Origin of the sequence: Hanstruepera ponticola (genome assembly GCF_012931685.1) — a bacterium.
In the GTDB taxonomy this organism is placed as follows: Bacteria; Bacteroidota; Bacteroidia; order Flavobacteriales; family Flavobacteriaceae; genus Hanstruepera; species Hanstruepera ponticola.
In genome coordinates, this window is sequence record NZ_JABANC010000003.1 from 19,866 (window position 1) to 37,948 (window position 18,083).

The following is an 18,083-nucleotide window of genomic DNA, read 5'->3' on the forward strand; positions in this document are numbered from 1 at the left end:
TAATCATACTTTTATTAAAACAAACACATTAAAACCAATTATCATGAAAACGATTTTACCACTATTATTTATTTTTTTGGTTTCAATTTCTACTTGGTCACAAGAAAAGGCAAATAGAGTCATTGGAACTGTGTATGATGAGGACAAGCAAGCTTTACCTAATGTTAATGTTTCTAAAATTAGGTCAAGCAAAAGCTATAAAACAGACAAGGAAGGAAACTTTTCAATAACTGTAAGGGAAAACGACACCTTGGTATTTACTCACGAAGGTTATATGCAAAATATAGCACCAGTTGGATCAAGTGATGAGATTGTTGTACTTATGGAAGCCAATTTATTACCTGACAAATCAAAGATTGAAGGAGCATTAGGTGTTAAAAAGAGTAAAGATGAAGTAACTACGGCATATGGTGTCATTGAGGCAGACGATTTAAATATTGCTAATAGTAACAATAATGTTCAGGGATTACAAGGTAAGGTTAGCGGGTTAAATGTCAATAATGATCAGGTGTATTTGCGTGGAATCAGATCAATTCAGGCAAATAATTCGGCTTTGGTTGTTATTGATGGCGTAGTTTCAACTTATGACTATTTGCAAACGATAGATTATAATTTAATTGAATCTGTAACTGTTCATAAGGGAGCTAATGGAGCAGCTTTATATGGAAGCCAAGCTGCAAATGGAGTGTTAATGGTTAAAACCAAAAAATCTTTGTCCAATAATGGAAACTCTAGTACTAGAGGACCAGGACAAAATTCAATTAAACCTGCAAATAAGTACACAAAACGATTAAAAGTAAATATAAAAAAATCCTCTCCAGAATATTTGTCGGAATTTAAAGAACTTAACACTTCTGAAGCCATTATTGAAAAATACCGTGCAAATAAAGACAAATATTCTGCTAACCCATCATATCATTTAGATGTCTATAATTTCCTATTAGAAAATAACAATGAAAGCAGTAAGGAAATACTCAATGATGTTTTAAATTCTAATGAGGTTACTGGTGAGCAATTACGTGCATTTGCATATAGGTTGGATGAACTAGGAAAAATTAGTGAAGCAAATGTAGTTAATAATAAAATTCTGAAAGAACTACCAAATGACGTTAAATCATATCGCGATTTAGCATTAGGATATGCTGAAACAGGTAAAGCCCAGATAGCTTTTAATACGTTGAGCACGTTTTTAGATACGGATTTAGGCGAAACAAATGGTTCTAGTTTTAAGACAATTACACTGCATGAAGTAAATAATATGATTCAAAAAAACCCATCACTTCATACAAATGATTTAGCTTCTTACAATATAATTAATACTGAATTCGATTTACGAATAGTTGTAGATTGGAATAGGGACGATACCAATTTAAATGTAAAAATTGTGGACCCTTTTTCTGAATTTGCTTCAGCAGATAATAATATAACTAGAATTGGAGGCGAATTTTCAGGCATACTAGGATTAAACGAGTATGTTATTAGACATGCAAAAAAAGGCGAATATTTTGTAGTAGTGAATAATTCAGAAGATAGCCCAGATGCAGTTACTTATGTTAAAGTTACAACCTACAAAAATTATGGAAGATCAAATGAAGAGAAGAAGATTACCACTATAAAACTTGAGCCACATAAAAAGGATCAAGTTATAGCTGAAGTGAAAATGTAATTTAAACTTTTTCGTGAAAAAAGGTTAGACATTAGTCTAACCTTTTTTTTTACATAAGTGCCTAATCAAAACGGTTAGTTGGCTCATTATGTGTTTTCTAGAATATAATTTAATGATAGGTTTACATTGAATTTAAAAATTGAAACACTATGAAATCACTAGCCACAATGGTCTTTTTATTTGTACTAGCAAATAATTTTGCCCAACAAAAAAACATTGAAACAAAATCGGTTTTATTAAATGATTTTATATCGTTTATTGCTGATAATTATTCAGTTTCAAATCTAGACGCTACTGAAACACCAAAAAAAATAAACAACCTGGTGTTTTTAATTGAGTCCAATAGGAATAACCCTTCACAGGAAGCCATTATTACCCTCAAACAATCCTTTAGATTTTTGTCAAAACGATTATCAGATAATGATCAAATTTCACTTATTGCATATTCTGGTCTCAATGGTTTGTTTTTAAGCCAATCTAGTTCAAAGCAATTAAAAAAAATATTAAATGCTCTTGATGATATAAAATCTCACGTTGAAAAAGATTGTCAAGATGGTATTTCACGTGGTTATGAATATAGCAATGAAATTTATGATCCATCAGCCAATAATATTGTGATAATGATAAGAAACCCCAATTCATCTAATTACACTGAAAATGACATTTCTACAACTCACAATTATCCAGAAAATAAAACAAAAAAAGGTGGAGGAGCTATTGTTTTAACGGCCATTACACTATTACCTGAATTAATTGCAGTTATAAAAGATTAACAAATTAAAAACTATAAATCATGAAAAATCTATTACAAATTATTTTGGCTTTGTTATTTACTATCCAAGCTAATTCACAAGAAAAAACTATTTCAGGAACGATAGCAGATGAAAACGGATTACCATTACCTGGTGTAAATATTGTTGTAAAAGGAACTTCTATTGGTACACAAACGGATTTTGATGGCAATTATGAAATCAAAGCTAATCTTGGAGATATTTTGACCTATTCATATTTGGGGTATGTAACAGCAGAAAAATTAGTTGGTACGGCAAGTAATATAAGTTTTGCAATGACTGTTGATTCAGAATATTTAGAAGAAGTTGTTATTACTGCATTTGGTTTAGCAAGAACAAGAAGGTTACCTTCTGAAGCTCAAATAAAAAAGCAGAAACAGCAAGCATATCATAATTCTATAACACGACAGTTAAATGGTAAAGCCATTGTTAATAAAGGATTATATAATGGTCAAACTATTAAAGGTATAAATGGTAAGCGACCAATTCTTTATATTGTTGACGGTGTACCGATACCTTATGAATATAATTCTGTTATACAAAATATGAATGCAAATCAAATTGATTTTGCAAAAGTAATGAAGCCAGTCAAGGCAAAAGAGGTTTTTGGCAAAGCTGCAAAAAATGGATGTGTTGTTATAACTACTAAATCTGGTAATTATAGATTAGAGAGTGATGAGTCTTATGCTCATATTACCGAAAATGACTTTAAAGGCATAAAAACAGCTCCTTTGTCAACATTCTCTATTGATGTAGATAAAGCCTCTTACAGTAATATAAGACGTATGATAAATAATGGTCAACAAATTCCTATTGATGCTGTTAAAATTGAAGAAATGATAAATTATTTTAATTATAATTATCCGCAACCTAATGACGAACATCCTTTTTCAATTAATACGGAGCAAGTTGAAACACCATGGAATAAAGAAACGCAATTAGTTAAAATTGGCTTACAAGGAAAAACGTATCTACATGAAGAATTACCTCCTTCAAATTTAGTCTTCTTAATAGACGTATCAGGCTCTATGTCATCTCAAAATAAGTTGCCATTATTAAAATCAGCTTTTAAGTTATTAGTAAATCAATTACGGAAACAAGATAAAGTATCTATAGTCGTTTATGCAGGAGCAGCAGGAGTTGTCTTAAAACCTACATCGGGCGACAAAAAAGAACAAATTATAGCAGCCCTTAATCAATTACAATCAGGAGGATCTACAGCTGGTGGTCAAGGTATTGAATTAGCATATACCCTGGCCGAAAAGCATTTTAATAGAAAAGGGAATAATCGCGTTATTTTGGCTACAGATGGTGATTTTAATGTTGGCGCGTCAAGTGATTTAGCTATGCAAGATTTAATTGAACAAAAACGACGATCTGGTGTGTTTTTATCTGTTTTAGGATTCGGGTATGGTAATTATAAGGATTCAAAATTAGAAACACTTGCTGATAAAGGAAATGGTAATCATGCTTACATTGATACCATGCAAGAAGCGCAAAAAGTTTTCGGTAAAGAATTTGGAGGAACACTTTATACCATAGCAAAGGATGTAAAAATTCAAGTAGAGTTTAACCCATCAAAGGTTAAGGCTTATCGTTTAATTGGTTATGAAAATCGAATGTTGGCAGATGAAGATTTTGTTGATGATACCAAAGATGCGGGTGAATTAGGTAGTGGTCATTCTGTTACAGCACTTTATGAGATTATTTTGGCAGATTCTAAAAGTGATTTTTTTAAACCTGTTCCAGATCTTAAATACTCTAAAATCGACCTAACAAATAATTATAGTAATGAATTATTCACTGTAAGATTTAGGTATAAAAAGCCTGATGGGAACAACAGTATTGAAATGATACATATTCATAAAGATAAGGTTCAAGATGCTTCAGTAGATATGGAATTTATATCAGCAGTTGCTTTATTTGGAATGCAAATTCGCAAATCACAATTCACCAATAACACATATATTGATAATGTGATTCAATTGGCTGAAAAAGGCAGAGGGAAAGATGAAAATGGTTATAGGGCAGAGTTTATAAGGCTTGTTGAATCTTATAATAATTTATAATTATAACAAGAGCGACATAATTGTCGCTCTTGTTATAAAGGATGATAAAAACTCATTTTACGATTATGAGTTTTTAATAATTCTTTTGCTTGTTGATGTTGTTTTTCAAATTTTTCTAGTGTAGTTCCTTTACATATTCCATATGAGTAATGGTATTGTAATAATTCAATATCTAAAGGTGTAAGTTGTTTGTTTTCAGAATAACAATCAGCAAAATAACTCTCGCAACCAAAATTGTTTATTCTAGAAAAGTGACCTAAAGTTCCTATAAAAAGTTCTTTAAGTTTCTGTTCAATTAATTTTTCGTTGAAATAGAGTTCGGTATCAATTTTAATGCTAGATCTATAAATCTGATTATTACCATTCCAAGAAATATAGTAATCAGATTTTTTATTATTCCTTAATCTAGGCTCATATTCATAATCACCAAAATAATAAATAATACAATTGGAGGATTCAATCTGTTTTACTTCTGAAATATTTAAAGAATCAACTTCATTTGCAATTTTAGTAGCAAAGGACATTAAGTTTTTTCGTGTTTTTTTCGATACACTTTCAGAAAAATAAATTTTAATATCATCTTTCCAATAACGCATTGTTTGTTTTTTATCTATTGAATCTATTCCTTTTGTTCTAAATGCAATTTTCTGATAGTATTTTAAAAATGTTGAGTCTTTGTATTCATAAGGAACACTAATACCATTTGGTCTAACGTAATTTTCAACTAAAACCAAAGTGTCATTGCCTCTTATCATAAAATTTAGTGAGTCATTTTTTGTTAGCGGTTTTTTATACTGATTTTTGTAACTATCAAGGGACATATAAACCCGTTTTAAAGTATCTTGTTTTTTATGTTGAGCAGTAACATTATTACAGATAAATACAATTGAGATAATAGTTAAAAATCTATTCATTATTGTCTTTTTTGAAGTTTTTGAAGTCTATTAAAAATAGTACCATTTATTTTTTGATCATAAATAATAGAATAATGCATTTTCAAAATATCTAAATCATTTTTGCTTAAGTCATTACTATTATTATAATTTTTACTTAAAATACTATCTTCTGGATAATGGGAAGATAAATAGAAATTGCCTAAACTCATGAAAAATAGTTGCTTAATCTGTCGTAAAAGCTTTTCTTGGTTTTGCATATCATCTAAATTGAGCTTCATTACACCACCAATGAATTTATCTGTCTCATCTGTAATTATTAGATAGGTGCCAGCAAAGTGAGTTGAATTTAAAAGTTCTTCTTTTGTTTCAAATTCATTATCATCTCCATAACTGTTAATTGTTTCGTTTGTGGATTTTATGTAGTAGTTAGCATCATTAATTTTTGATGTAAAGGAAATGTTTAAATTACGAATATCATTTATTTGAGAAAAAAAGATGATAAAATCGTTCTTTACTTCTTTTGGAATTTTTTTATCAAAATATACGATTATAGGTACACTCCATTGTTTTAATCTATATGTGGTTTTTGATTTTTCAGTTGTTAGTCTAAATACCTGTGCTTCATAATTATAAACTAATTTTCTACGGTCATAAGAAGATTTTACGAAATCTAAATTGGGTTCTGACTTTATAGGAATATAAAGTGTGTCATTCGTTAGGGCAATATAGTTGTCTGTATTCAATACATTTTTTTCTTTCTGAATGACTTCTATTCGAGGTTTAACAATTTCGAAATAACTGTCTTGTGCTTTGACAGAAAAAGTTAAAATAATAAAAAAATAAAATAAGATATTCTTCATTTGTTACACCTGCAAAACTCCCATGTTAAAAGGCTTCTCAATAGGAGCGTGGTTGGCGGCTTCTATACCCATACTTATCCATGTTCTGGTATCTAACGGATCTATAATGGCATCGGTCCATAGTCTGGCGGCAGCATAATATGGAGAAACTTGCTTATCATATCGATCTTTAATTTTATTGAATAACTCTTCTTCTTTTTCTTTCGTAATCGTTTCACCTTTCTTTTTTAACGAAGCTGTTTCAATTTGCAATAAAACTTTAGCAGCTGAATTTCCGCTCATTACCGCTAATTCTGCACTTGGCCATGCAAAAATCAATCTAGGGTCGTAGGCTTTACCACACATGGCATAATTTCCAGCGCCATAACTATTACCAATTACAACGGTAAATTTAGGTACAACTGAATTACTAACGGCATTTACCATTTTAGCACCATCTTTAATAATGCCTCCATGTTCGCTTTTACTTCCAACCATAAAACCGGTTACATCTTGTAAAAAAACTAAAGGAATTTTTTTCTGATTACAATTAGCTATAAATCGCGTGGCTTTATCGGCACTATCATTGTAAATAACACCTCCAAATTGCATTTCTGCTGGTTTGGTTTTAGCACCTTTGGTTTTTACTATATGACGTTGATTCGCCACAATGCCAACTGCCCAGCCATCAATTCTGGCATAGCACGTAATGATTGTTTTACCGTAGCCTGCTTTGTATTCATCATATTCACTATTATCAACTAATCTTTTTATGATTTCATACATATCGTATTGATCAGCTCTAGATTTAGGAATTATACCATAAATATCTTCTTGTTTTTCTTTTGGTTTTTTTGAGTCAACTCGATTAAATCCTGCTTTATCATAATCACCTATTTTGTCAATAAGATTTTTAATGGTATCTAGTGCATGTTTGTCATCTTTAGCCTTATAATCTGTTACACCAGAAATTTCACAATGCGTAGAAGCACCACCTAATGTTTCATTATCAATAGTTTCGCCTATGGCCGCTTTCACCAAATAACTTCCAGCTAAAAATATACTGCCAGTTTTATCTACAATTAACGCTTCATCGCTCATTATTGGTAAATAAGCACCACCTGCCACACAACTACCCATAACAGCGGCAATTTGCGTAATTCCCATACTACTCATAATGGCATTATTTCTAAAAATACGACCAAAATGTTCTTTATCAGGGAAGATTTCATCCTGCATTGGTAAATAAACGCCAGCAGAATCAACTAAATAAATAATTGGTAACTTGTTTTCTATGGCAATTTCTTGGGCGCGCAAATTCTTTTTACCAGTTATAGGAAACCATGCTCCAGCTTTTACAGTAGCATCATTGGCTACTACCATACATTGTTTGCCTTTTATATAACCAATTTTAACAACAACACCTCCAGATGGACAGCCTCCATGTTCTTCATACATGTCTTCACCTGCAAAAGCACCAATTTCAATAGATTCTTTTTTGGAATCTAACAAATAATCAATTCGCTCTCTAGCAGTCATTTTACCTTTACCATGATGCTTTTCAATACTTTTTTCGCCACCACCAAGTTTTACTTTAGCAAGTCGTTTTTTTAATTCAGACAGAAGTAATTTATTATGATCTTCGTTTTTATTGAAGTTGATATCCATAGATTTTAGTTTGCTACGAATTTACGAAAGAGTACTGTGTTTAAAAAGTGAATATTTTGTTAAATAATATAACAAGGAATTATTTTCCTAGAAAAATAAAATAATTTATCATATCTTTGATCCAAATTAGAATAACAACCATGAAGAACATTATAGCATTTGCTGGCAGTAACAGTAAAAATTCAATAAATAAACAGTTAGTAACCTATGCAGCTAGTTTAGTAGAAAACACTGAAGTAAAAATTTTAGATTTAAACAATTTTGACTTACCAATTTATAGTATTGACTTGGAGAATGAAACGGGTATTCCAGATAATACGCACAAGTTTTTAAACCTGATTAAAAATTCAGATGGAATTATACTATCTCTAGCTGAACACAATGGTGCTTATGCAGCCGTATTTAAAAATATGTTTGATTGGATGTCACGAATTGAAGGTAAAACTTTTTTCGGGAAGCCAATGTTGCTTATGGCAGCATCACCAGGAGGAAGAGGAGGCGCATCGGTTTTACAGATTGCTTTAGATAGATTCCCACGACATGATGCTGAAATAGTAGATCATTTTTCATTCCCATCGTTTGGCAGTAATTTCTCTGACGGGAAAATAACTAATGAAGAGCTGGATAATGATTTGAAGTTAAAAGTTGAAAAATTTCAAAACGCTTTATAGTATGAAAATTGAACATAGTATTGATGGGAACAAAGGTATTTTCTATATCAACTTAGAAGGCAAACATGTTGCGGAAATGACCTATTCAAAGGCAGGTCCTGACAAAATTATCATTGATCATACGGAAGTTGATGAATCATTAAAAGGTCAAGGAGTCGGTTACAAACTGGTTGAAGAGGCGGTCAAATATGCCCGAGAAAAGGACGTTAAAATTTTACCACTCTGTCCTTTTGCAGCTGCAGTGTTTAAAAAGCGTGAGGCTTATAACGACGTATTATTTTAATTGACAAGTTATGGGTGATTTTTCAAAAGATATTAATTCAAAGTTTCCAAATAATAAGGTTAAAGCCACGCTGAATATTGTTTATACAGCTAACTGGATAAGTAGTCTTCAGAATCAATTTTTTAAACCTTATAATATTTCACCACAGCAATACAATGTGTTGCGAATTTTAAAAGGTGCAAAGAAGGCCTTAAAAGTTCAAACTATAAAGGAACGGATGATAGAGCGTTCGCCTAATGCAACGCGTTTAATGGATAAGCTATCTGCTAAAAATTTAATTGAACGTGAACATTGCCCTGAAGATAGGCGAGTGGTGTATATTTCAATTACAGATAATGGATTAGAGTTAGTTAATGAAATTTCAAAAAATTTAAAAAACGATTTACTAGAAAACTTAACAGAAGAAGAGGCTAGACAGTTAAGTGACTTACTGGATAAAATAAGATAATTATACTGTTTCAAAAAAGAAAGGACAATTACAATGAAACTAAATACAATAAAACATATAGGTCGAAGTGATTTTGTTAATATGGGACCAATTAGATTACGTCAACCATTACCAACAAATGCAATAGAAATGGTTGATCCATTTATATTATTACATCACTATGGACCTTATGAAATAAGCGAAAAAAACAATCCGTTTGATTTAGGTCCACATCCACATCGTGGATTTGAGCCTGTTACGTTTTTGTTTCAAGGTGAGCAACTTCATCGGGATTCATTAGGTAACGAAAGCGTTGTTAAAGCTGGTGATGTACAATGGACTACTGCAGGTCGAGGCATCGTGCATTCTGAAGGACCAACGAAAAATTTTGTTAAAAAAGGCGGTTATATTGAAGGCATACAATTATGGCTTAATTTACCAGCAGATAAGAAAATGATACAAGCTAATTATCAACATGTTAAGCATGATGAATTTAATATGGTTATTTCAAAAGACAAAAAAGTTAAAACCAAAATTATTGCTGGTGAGCTACAAAATATGTATGGCAAAATAGCGACACAAACGCCTGTTAATGCGTTTACAATTGAAGCGAAAGCAGAAGGGGTTGAATCTTTGAAGTTTGATTCAACGCATTCGGGAATGCTATATCTATTAAAGGGAAAAGTTAGTATTAATGATTCTGATATTTTAGAATTAAATCAAAACCAACTTATTCAATTTGATCAAGATGGTGAAGGTTTTAATATAGAAGCATTAGAAGATAGTTTACTACTCTTTCTATCAGGCGAGCCCATAAATGAAGCTGTTGCTACTTATGGTCCTTATGTTATGAATACACAAACTGAATTGTTGGAGGCTATGCGTGATTACCAAATGGGCAAAATGGGATTTCTTCCAGCAAGTTAAAATTTAAATTATGAAAACAATAGTATATAAAAATGAAAGTAGAGGATTTGCTAATCATGGTTGGTTAAAATCGCATCATACCTTTAGCTTTGCAGGTTATCAAAACCCGGAGCGCATGAATTTTGGTATGCTTCGCGTATTTAATGATGATGTTGTTCAGCCTAAAATGGGATTTGGTACGCATCCACATCAAAACATGGAAATTATTTCAATCCCATTAAAAGGTGCGCTTTCGCACCAAGATAGTATGGGGAATAAACGTGATATTGAAGTTGGTGAGGTACAAGTTATGAGTGCTGGAACAGGTTTAACACATTCAGAATTTAATGATAGCAAAACCGATGAGGTTAATTTTATTCAGCTATGGATAATCCCTGAAGAAATGAATGTTGAGCCAAATTATGAGCAACGCAAGTTTGATAAGGAAGACCGCCATAATAAATTACAGACAATTGTGGTTCCTAAAGATAAATTAGAAGATAATGCATTGCCAATTAGTCAACAAGCCTATATCTATAGGTCCCATTTAGATTCAGACAAGCATATAGCACTTGATTTAAAATCTTCTGATAACGGATTGTTTGTATTTGTTATTGATGGAGAAATTGGTATTGCTGAAAATAAATTATCGAGTAGAGATGCTATGGGAATTTATGACACATCTCAAGTTTCAATTCAAGCACATCAAGATTCCGAGTTAATAATAATTGAAGTTCCAATGTCTTAACTCATATTTGATTAATAGCGAAAAAGCATCCTAAACAGGATGCTTTTTTTATATAAATATGCGATATTTGTAATTCGACTAACTATCAAAAAAATAAAACAAATTAGATTATGGCGATGAATAAAAACACTGTGCTAGCATGGGCTACATGGATAATGATTTTTGTAGGATTAGGTTTAATTGGATTAGGAGCATTTCGATATGATGACGTAGCTGGCTGGGGTTTTGCAGCAGTTGGTTTTGGTTTTTTCTGTATCGCTTGGGTGTTTAATGCATTAAAAGGTAGAGTATAATGAGTGACGATAAAAAAATAATATTTTCAATGTCTGGAGTAACCAAGACATTTCAAAGCGCTAACACTCCAGTACTTAAAAACATTTATTTAAGCTTCTTTTATGGAGCCAAAATTGGGATTTTAGGACTAAACGGTTCGGGTAAATCGACTTTACTTAAGATCATAGCAGGAGTAGATAAAAACTACCAAGGAGATGTTGTTTTCTCTCCTGGCTATACGGTTGGTTATTTAGAGCAAGAACCACAATTGGATGATGAAAAAACGGTTATGGAAGTTGTACGGGAAGGCGCCGCAGAAACAGTTGCTATACTTGATGAGTACAATAAAATAAATGATCAGTTTGGTTTAGAAGAAGTATATAGCAATCCAGACAAAATGGAAAAGCTCATGAATCGTCAAGCCGAGCTTCAAGATCAAATAGATGCAGCAAATGCTTGGGAATTAGACACCAAACTTGAAATTGCTATGGACGCTTTAAGAACTCCAGAAGGTGATAAGAAAATTGGTGTCTTATCTGGTGGAGAACGAAGGCGTGTCGCATTATGTCGTTTATTATTACAAGAACCAGATGTATTGTTATTGGATGAACCAACAAACCACCTAGATGCTGAATCGGTTCATTGGTTGGAACACCATTTAGCACAATACAAAGGGACCGTAATTGCAGTTACGCATGATAGATATTTTTTAGATAACGTTGCAGGATGGATTTTAGAGCTTGATAGAGGAGAAGGTATTCCATGGAAAGGAAATTATTCCTCGTGGTTAGACCAAAAATCTAAACGTATGGCACAAGAAAGCAAAACAGCCTCTAAACGTCAAAAAACCCTTGAACGTGAGTTAGAGTGGGTTAGGCAAGGTGCTAAAGGTCGTCAAACCAAACAAAAGGCGCGTTTAAAAAATTATGATAAGTTAATGAGTCAAGACCAAAAACAACTTGATGAAAAACTTGAAATATATATTCCAAATGGCCCTCGATTAGGCACCAATGTTATAGAAGCAAAAGGTGTGAGTAAAGCTTATGGTGATAAATTGTTATATGAAGATTTAAATTTTAACCTACCTCAAGCCGGCATTGTTGGTGTAATTGGTCCAAATGGTGCTGGTAAAACCACTATTTTCAGAATGATAATGGGAGAGGAGCAGCCAGATAAAGGCGAATTTATTGTTGGTGATACTGCAAAGATTGCATACGTAGATCAAAAGCATTCCAATATTGATTCAAACAAAACAATTTGGCAAAACTTCAGTGATGAACAGGAGCTCATTATGATGGGTGGAAGACAAGTGAATTCTCGTGCGTATTTAAGCCGATTTAATTTTTCTGGAAGTGAACAAAACAAAAAGGTAAACTTGCTTTCTGGTGGTGAACGAAACCGTTTACATTTAGCCATGACCTTAAAAGAAGAAGGTAATGTATTACTTTTAGATGAGCCAACTAATGATCTTGATGTCAATACATTAAGAGCTCTAGAAGAAGGGCTCGAGAATTTTGCAGGTTGTGCTGTGGTTATTAGTCACGACAGATGGTTTCTAGATAGAATATGTACACATATATTGGCATTTGAAGGAGATTCACAAGTGTATTTCTTTGAGGGCAGCTTTAGTGATTATGAGGAAAATAAAAAGAAACGACTTGGAGGTGATTTAATGCCAAAACGAATTAAATACAAAAAATTAGTACGATAAAGAAAAAGCCTGCAATAGCAGGCTTTTTTTATTTATTGTTTTTGTTGCTGTTGTCGTATAAATGTCCTTCGGTAAAATCTGTATAAGGCTTGTTCTCGTCATCTTCAAACGAAGTGCTTAATTCATTTAAGCGATCATTTTCTTTCTTTAATTTGTAAGATTTCCTTATACCAAGAATAAGTAGCACCAAAAAGAAAACAACCGTAATTGCTAACATCTTAACTATGCTTGATTGCTCTATCAAAAAATATGATTTATGGTATAGAATATTCAATTTATGGTACATAGTAGGTTATTTGACTGGGTTAATAGCTAATCAAATATAACTAAATTTTTTATTAATCAATTAAAAATGAAAATATTATGAGCCTTCATACCAATTTAACTGCACCACTTTAATTTGATTATTACCCTTATTTACTAGTGTTTTAAAGCGACTTACATTACTGAATCCGTTGGTGCCTTTATAATGGTATGGTAACACTTTTTTGGGTTTAAAATCAAGTACGGCACTTGCTGCACTTTCAACAGTCATAGTGTAGGGTAAATTCATGCAAACTAACGCAATATCAATGTTTTTAAGCTGGCGCATTTCAAAAATATCCTCTGTATCGCCTGAAATATATATTCTTTTATTATTCATACTTATTACATAACCCAAGCCACGCCCTTTAGGATGATATTGTTTGGCTTCTTCACGTAAGTTATACATGGGAATCCCTTCAACTTCCAAAGCCATTTTTGAAGTAGAAAAACTACGACTCAGACCGCTAAAAAGGGTTGTAAAGTTTTTTTGAAGTGATTGAGGCAGTTTCTCTTTAACAGCTTTTGGTCCTATAATAATTGTATTGCCAGTATTAACGGCATTTAAGGTTTCAACGCTTAAATGATCACCATGAATATCGGTAATAAGAATGAAATTTGGTGCTTTGTGTTGATTAAAAGCATCAATACCACCTACGGGATCAACATATATAGTTGTTCCATTGTAATCAATAACTAGAGTACCATGTTTAATAGGTGTTATTTTTATATCAGATTCAATCAAATAATTTTTGAAGGGTTCTTTTGGTTTTGACGCTGCTTTTATATTTTGCTTTTTTGGTTTTTCAGTGACCTCTTCAATTTTCATTATGGTATCAATTATTGGCTTTTCATCTATTTCTTCAACAAGAATAGTATCAGCTACAATTTCTTCAACAGGTTCTATAAATTCATGCTTTTTATCTGATTTACAGTTGAATAGCAATAAGGCAATAGCCGTTGTAATAAATATATTTTTCATGATTTATTGAGATTTAACATTGAAATTAAGAAGCATTTTGATATTACTTCTCTTATATGGTGAGTTTTCTTCTAATTGAAGTTCTTTGAATCCAAACTTTTTATAGATATAGATGGCATTTTCTAATTTGGTGTTTGAATAAAGCATCAGGGCTTCAAAATTATTTGTCTTTGCAAAATCTATACAATATGCTAGAATTTGTTGACCTATTTTCTCACCTCTTAACTCTGGCAATACAGCCATTTTAGTAAGTTCAAAGACATTCTGCTTCGCAGTTGGCATAAGTGCTACTGTACCAACGATACTATTATTTTTTTGAGCAAAAAATATATAGCCACCTTTGCTAATGATATACTTTTCTGGTTTGCTTAAAACTTCTCTATCAAAATCTTCGACGTAAAAATGTGTTTCCAACCATTCAACATTGAGATTGTAAAAATCTTGCGCATATTTTACATTAAATGGAATTATATCAACTGTCATGAGCACGAATGAAGTCGGTGATAAAGTAAGTAAGTAATTTTCCTATTAGATAAGGATTTTCCGTGATTGGTGAAGCTTCACAAATGTGCAAATAAGTTGCATTTTTATGTTGCGCAAAATAGTTTAAAAACCGTCTAGCTTTGTTCGTTTGAAATCCGCTTGGCGTCATAGCGCTACTAGGTACGTTTTGTATGGCATCACAATCAATTTCTATTCCATAGGGTTTTGAATTAACATGTAATAAGGCATGTTTTAGTGCTGACTTAAAGGATGTTGATTTTCTTACGGCAATAGACTCATAGGTATTATAGTCTAAATCCTCATTAGAATCTAAAGTCTTGAAAATAGTTTGAGAGGTGTAATTTTCGTGTAAACCAAAAACGAAATACTTACTTAAAAAACCTTCAGAATATGCATAACTAAAGCCGTTACCACTATGTCTGCCTTCTTCTTTTCTGAAATCGGTATGAGCATCAAAGTTCACAACGTTTATCGATTTTTTTAAGGCTAATGAAGCACCTTTAATATTGCCATAAGCATTGTTATGTCCGCCACCAATAATAATAGGTGTTTTGCCAGCTTTAACTATTTTAAAAACCAAATCTCCTACATGTTTATCGATTTTGGAAACTAATTTTCTAGCTTTAGTGATGTCCTTTTTGCTGGTTTGTGATAGGTCTGAAAGTTTTTCTGAATACGAGCTAAAATCTAAATGACCTAAAACCAGAACTTTGTTAGCCTTTGTGAAGTCATTACTTTGGATATTTAACAAAACTTTAATTGTTGAGTCCCATGCATTTGAAGCTCCTGTTTTTCCGAGGTTTGCAAACACGCCAACATCCTCCGGAATACCAAAAATAACATAGGCAACATCCAAATTTAAAAGTTGCTCGTATATATCAGTAATTGGTGACAATAGTTTAACATGTTCACCAAACTTGGATTCACCAGTCCGTTTATTTAAGAGCAATTTTAGCTGCGATTCAGTAAATAAAACTAGTTTATCCATTTAAAAAGTATTTAGTATTTGTGAATATAAAAATACTTTTAATTATTAAAACATTATAAATTAAAAAGCAAAAAATAGTATTAATTTAATTCTTAAAACAAGTAAATATGGAAAATAAAAAAAGTAGCATAGGATTGAAAGTCGCTTTAGGTATTGCCTTGGTTCTTTTTATTGGAACAGGTTTTTATACATCTCAGCTGTACAAAGAAAAGAATGAAACAGAAGCTCAACTTACCAAAGAAAAAGAATTGGTAATGAATGATTTAAGTAATATGGCGAAACAATATGATTTAGCCATTGGTGAAAATGAAGTAGCTAATGCGAAATTGGTTGAAGCTAAAGAACGTATTCAAGGTTTAATTGATTCATTAAAAGTGTCAGAAACTAATGTAAAAAGCCTATGGCGCTATAAGTCAAAATATGCAGCACTTCAAAAAGAAATGGATGTATTATTGGCTGAAAATGACAAATTAAAAGTTGAAAACGAATTACTTGCTACTTCTTTGGATAGTACCAAAGTTCGACTAGAAGAGCGTACCATGTTTACAGATTCTTTATTGGTTCAAAACACAGCTTTGGCTGAAGTAGTTGAAAATGCTGCTGTATTATCAACTGTTGGATTAAAAGGGTTTGGCGTTATTGAAAGAACTTCAGGAAAATTAATTCCAACGGAGCGTGCTGGTAGAACTGATAAAATTCGTGTGTGCTTTACAGTTGCAAAGAACAGTTTAGTACAAGCTGGAGATCATGAATTATATGTTCAAGTTATTGATCCAAAAAACAACACATTGGGAGTTAATGAGCAAGTAGAGTTTGGTGATAAAGTGCTTAATTACAGCTTGGTTAGTAAGTTTAATTATGAAAATGCTAACTTAAACATCTGTGAATTTGTATTGGCCAAAGGTGACAGTGATTTTGAGAAGGGACGTTACATTGTTAATGTTTACAATGAAAAAGATTTAGTATCTACATCTGAATTCACGTTAAGATAAGTACATTATTTTTGTATATCCATAGAACTATCATAATGAAAAACCCGAAAGTTATACTTTCGGGTTTTTATTGTTTAAAACTTTTAATAATAGTAAGCTGTTTAAATAATTATTTCACTATTGAACCTGTCCATTGATTATTACAGAATCAATATGGTTATCACCAAACGCATAAGGCAAATAGTTGTAGCTAGGTACAGGCTTCGTTATAATTACATTAGCTTTTTTTCCTTTAGTAATGCTTCCATACATATTGCTGATACCCATTGCATAGGCGCCATTTATTGTGGCGGCATTTATTGCTTCTTCTGGAGTCATTTTCATTTTTATACATGCCGTACTAATTACAAAATTCATATTACCACTCGGTGTTGAACCTGGATTGTAATCAGTCGCTAATGCAAGAGGTAAACCAGCATCAATTAATCTTCTAGCTGGTGTGTATGGAATACTTAAAAAATAAGAACAGGAGGGAAGCGCTACCGGTATGGTTCTACTGTTTTTAAGTGCCTCAATATCTTCATTATTAAGTTCCTCAAGATGATCTACAGACAACGCACCGAATTTTACTCCCAAGGCCACACCACCAAAAGCATTAAATTGATTGACATGAATTTTTGGAACAAGCCCGAATTGAGAGGCACATTCCAAAATACGTTCAGTGTCTTTTAAATCAAAATAGCCCTTTTCACAAAATACATCGATGTAATTAGCCAATTGTAATTTAGAAACTTCAGGTATTAATTCATTGATTACTAAATCAACAAAAGCTTCTTTATTATTCTTAAAATCTTTAGGTACTGCATGCGCTGCCAATAAAGTGGCTTTGACCTTAACTGGAAAATTTTTCTTTAGGCGTTTAATTACACGTAGCATTTTTAGTTCAGCTGCAACGGTTAATCCATAACCAGATTTAATTTCAATAGCTCCAGTACCCAGATTTATAACGTTTTGTAATCGTACTGCAGATTGTTCATACAAATCATCTTCACTCGTATTCTGTAGTTTTTCAGCTGAATTCAAAATACCACCACCGCGATTGGCAATATCTTCATAACTTAAGCCGTTTATTCTGTCAACAAATTCTTGTTCTCTGTTACCTGCATAAACAATATGGGTATGTGAATCGCACCAAGTTGGTAATACCAATTTGTTGGTTGCATCAATGATATTATCAGCTTTTAAACCTACAGAATCTGACATTTCACCGTAATCTACAATGGTATCATGGTCAATTAACAAAAAGGCATTTTTGATAGTTGGTAAAACTTTCATGTCTTGTCCGCTAACTAGAGTATGATTGGTTTCTCTTACTTGTATTAATTCTTTAATGTTGGTAATAAGTGTTGTCAAAACTGTAATTTTT

At 32.1% G+C, this 18,083-nt stretch carries 19 protein-coding genes; 11 read left to right on the top strand and 8 right to left on the bottom strand.

The window, feature by feature from the left end; all coding sequences use genetic code 11:
* Positions 1–43 precede the first annotated feature (43 nt).
* From HGK31_RS08865 to HGK31_RS08875, 3 genes are all read left to right on the top strand, one after another.
* Positions 44–1,666, top strand: coding sequence for a TonB-dependent receptor plug domain-containing protein (locus HGK31_RS08865; protein ID WP_191859433.1), 1,623 nt, complete (start codon positions 44–46; stop codon positions 1,664–1,666).
* A 149-nt stretch (positions 1,667–1,815) separates the two neighbouring features.
* Positions 1,816–2,439: a vWA domain-containing protein gene (locus tag HGK31_RS08870; RefSeq protein WP_191859434.1), complete on the top strand. Its 624-nt coding sequence runs from the start codon at positions 1,816–1,818 to the stop codon at positions 2,437–2,439.
* 20 nt (positions 2,440–2,459) lie between these two features.
* Positions 2,460–4,526, top strand: coding sequence for a vWA domain-containing protein (locus HGK31_RS08875; protein WP_191859435.1), 2,067 nt, complete (start codon positions 2,460–2,462; stop codon positions 4,524–4,526).
* 32 nt (positions 4,527–4,558) lie between these two features.
* Here the strand turns inward: HGK31_RS08875 and HGK31_RS08880 are convergent, their stop codons facing one another.
* The 3 genes from HGK31_RS08880 to HGK31_RS08890 are packed head-to-tail and all read right to left on the bottom strand — an operon-like array spanning position 4,559 to position 7,929.
* Entirely contained in the window at positions 4,559–5,440 is an 882-nt protein-coding gene (locus HGK31_RS08880) for a hypothetical protein (RefSeq protein ID WP_191859436.1), read from the bottom strand.
* Positions 5,440–6,282 carry a hypothetical protein gene (locus HGK31_RS08885; RefSeq protein ID WP_191859437.1) on the bottom strand — a complete coding sequence of 281 codons (843 nt, stop codon included), beginning with the start codon at positions 6,280–6,282 and terminating at the stop codon, positions 5,440–5,442. The genes HGK31_RS08880 and HGK31_RS08885 overlap by 1 nt, the downstream gene beginning before the upstream one ends.
* A 3-nt stretch (positions 6,283–6,285) precedes the next feature.
* A complete protein-coding gene (locus HGK31_RS08890; RefSeq protein WP_191859438.1) occupies positions 6,286–7,929 on the bottom strand; it encodes an acyl-CoA carboxylase subunit beta in 1,644 nt (547 codons plus the stop codon).
* Between the two features lie 140 nt (positions 7,930–8,069).
* Here HGK31_RS08890 and HGK31_RS08895 point away from each other — a divergent pair, with 140 nt between their 5' ends.
* The 7 genes from HGK31_RS08895 to ettA all read left to right on the top strand — a co-directional run bounded on the left by HGK31_RS08895 (position 8,070) and on the right by ettA (position 12,948).
* Positions 8,070–8,600 (top strand): NADPH-dependent FMN reductase, encoded by a 531-nt coding sequence (locus HGK31_RS08895; protein ID WP_191859439.1) that lies wholly within the window; start codon positions 8,070–8,072, stop codon positions 8,598–8,600.
* A 1-nt stretch (position 8,601) separates the two neighbouring features.
* Positions 8,602–8,883, top strand: a complete 282-nt coding sequence (locus HGK31_RS08900; RefSeq protein ID WP_191859440.1) for a GNAT family N-acetyltransferase — start codon at positions 8,602–8,604, stop codon at positions 8,881–8,883.
* Positions 8,884–8,893: 10 nt separating this feature from the next.
* Positions 8,894–9,331 carry a MarR family winged helix-turn-helix transcriptional regulator gene (locus tag HGK31_RS08905; RefSeq protein ID WP_191859441.1) on the top strand — a complete coding sequence of 146 codons (438 nt, stop codon included), beginning with the start codon at positions 8,894–8,896 and terminating at the stop codon, positions 9,329–9,331.
* A gap of 33 nt (positions 9,332–9,364) precedes the next feature.
* Entirely contained in the window at positions 9,365–10,237 is an 873-nt protein-coding gene (locus HGK31_RS08910; protein ID WP_191859442.1) for a pirin family protein, read from the top strand.
* 10 nt (positions 10,238–10,247) lie between these two features.
* Entirely contained in the window at positions 10,248–10,964 is a 717-nt protein-coding gene (locus HGK31_RS08915) for a pirin family protein (RefSeq protein WP_191859443.1), read from the top strand.
* A 110-nt stretch (positions 10,965–11,074) separates the two neighbouring features.
* On the top strand, positions 11,075–11,257 hold the full coding sequence (locus tag HGK31_RS08920) for a CAL67264 family membrane protein (RefSeq protein ID WP_103052245.1): 183 nt from the start codon (positions 11,075–11,077) through the stop codon (positions 11,255–11,257).
* A complete protein-coding gene (ettA, locus tag HGK31_RS08925; protein WP_191859444.1) occupies positions 11,257–12,948 on the top strand; it encodes an energy-dependent translational throttle protein EttA in 1,692 nt (563 codons plus the stop codon). Before HGK31_RS08920 ends, ettA begins: the two co-directional genes overlap by 1 nt.
* A 28-nt stretch (positions 12,949–12,976) precedes the next feature.
* Here the strand turns inward: ettA and HGK31_RS08930 are convergent, their stop codons facing one another.
* From HGK31_RS08930 to HGK31_RS08945, 4 genes are all read right to left on the bottom strand, one after another.
* Positions 12,977–13,165 (bottom strand): hypothetical protein, encoded by a 189-nt coding sequence (locus tag HGK31_RS08930; RefSeq protein WP_230401556.1) that lies wholly within the window; start codon positions 13,163–13,165, stop codon positions 12,977–12,979.
* A gap of 144 nt (positions 13,166–13,309) precedes the next feature.
* Complete coding sequence (locus HGK31_RS08935; RefSeq protein WP_233451052.1) at positions 13,310–14,233, bottom strand: MBL fold metallo-hydrolase; 924 nt, start codon at positions 14,231–14,233, stop codon at positions 13,310–13,312.
* Between the two features lie 3 nt (positions 14,234–14,236).
* Positions 14,237–14,716, bottom strand: coding sequence for a GNAT family N-acetyltransferase (locus tag HGK31_RS08940; RefSeq protein ID WP_104733897.1), 480 nt, complete (start codon positions 14,714–14,716; stop codon positions 14,237–14,239).
* On the bottom strand, positions 14,706–15,725 hold the full coding sequence (locus HGK31_RS08945; RefSeq protein WP_191859446.1) for a formimidoylglutamase: 1,020 nt from the start codon (positions 15,723–15,725) through the stop codon (positions 14,706–14,708). Before HGK31_RS08945 ends, HGK31_RS08940 begins: the two co-directional genes overlap by 11 nt.
* Before the next feature lie 107 nt (positions 15,726–15,832).
* Between HGK31_RS08945 and HGK31_RS08950 the strand changes: the two genes are divergently transcribed.
* Positions 15,833–16,717: a chromosome partitioning protein ParA gene (locus tag HGK31_RS08950; RefSeq protein WP_104733895.1), complete on the top strand. Its 885-nt coding sequence runs from the start codon at positions 15,833–15,835 to the stop codon at positions 16,715–16,717.
* A gap of 117 nt (positions 16,718–16,834) precedes the next feature.
* Here the strand turns inward: HGK31_RS08950 and hutI are convergent, their stop codons facing one another.
* The gene (hutI, locus tag HGK31_RS08955) at positions 16,835–18,070 is read right to left on the bottom strand and encodes an imidazolonepropionase (protein ID WP_191859447.1); all 1,236 of its coding nucleotides are present in this window, start codon (positions 18,068–18,070) and stop codon (positions 16,835–16,837) included.
* Between the last annotated feature and the right edge of the window lie 13 nt (positions 18,071–18,083).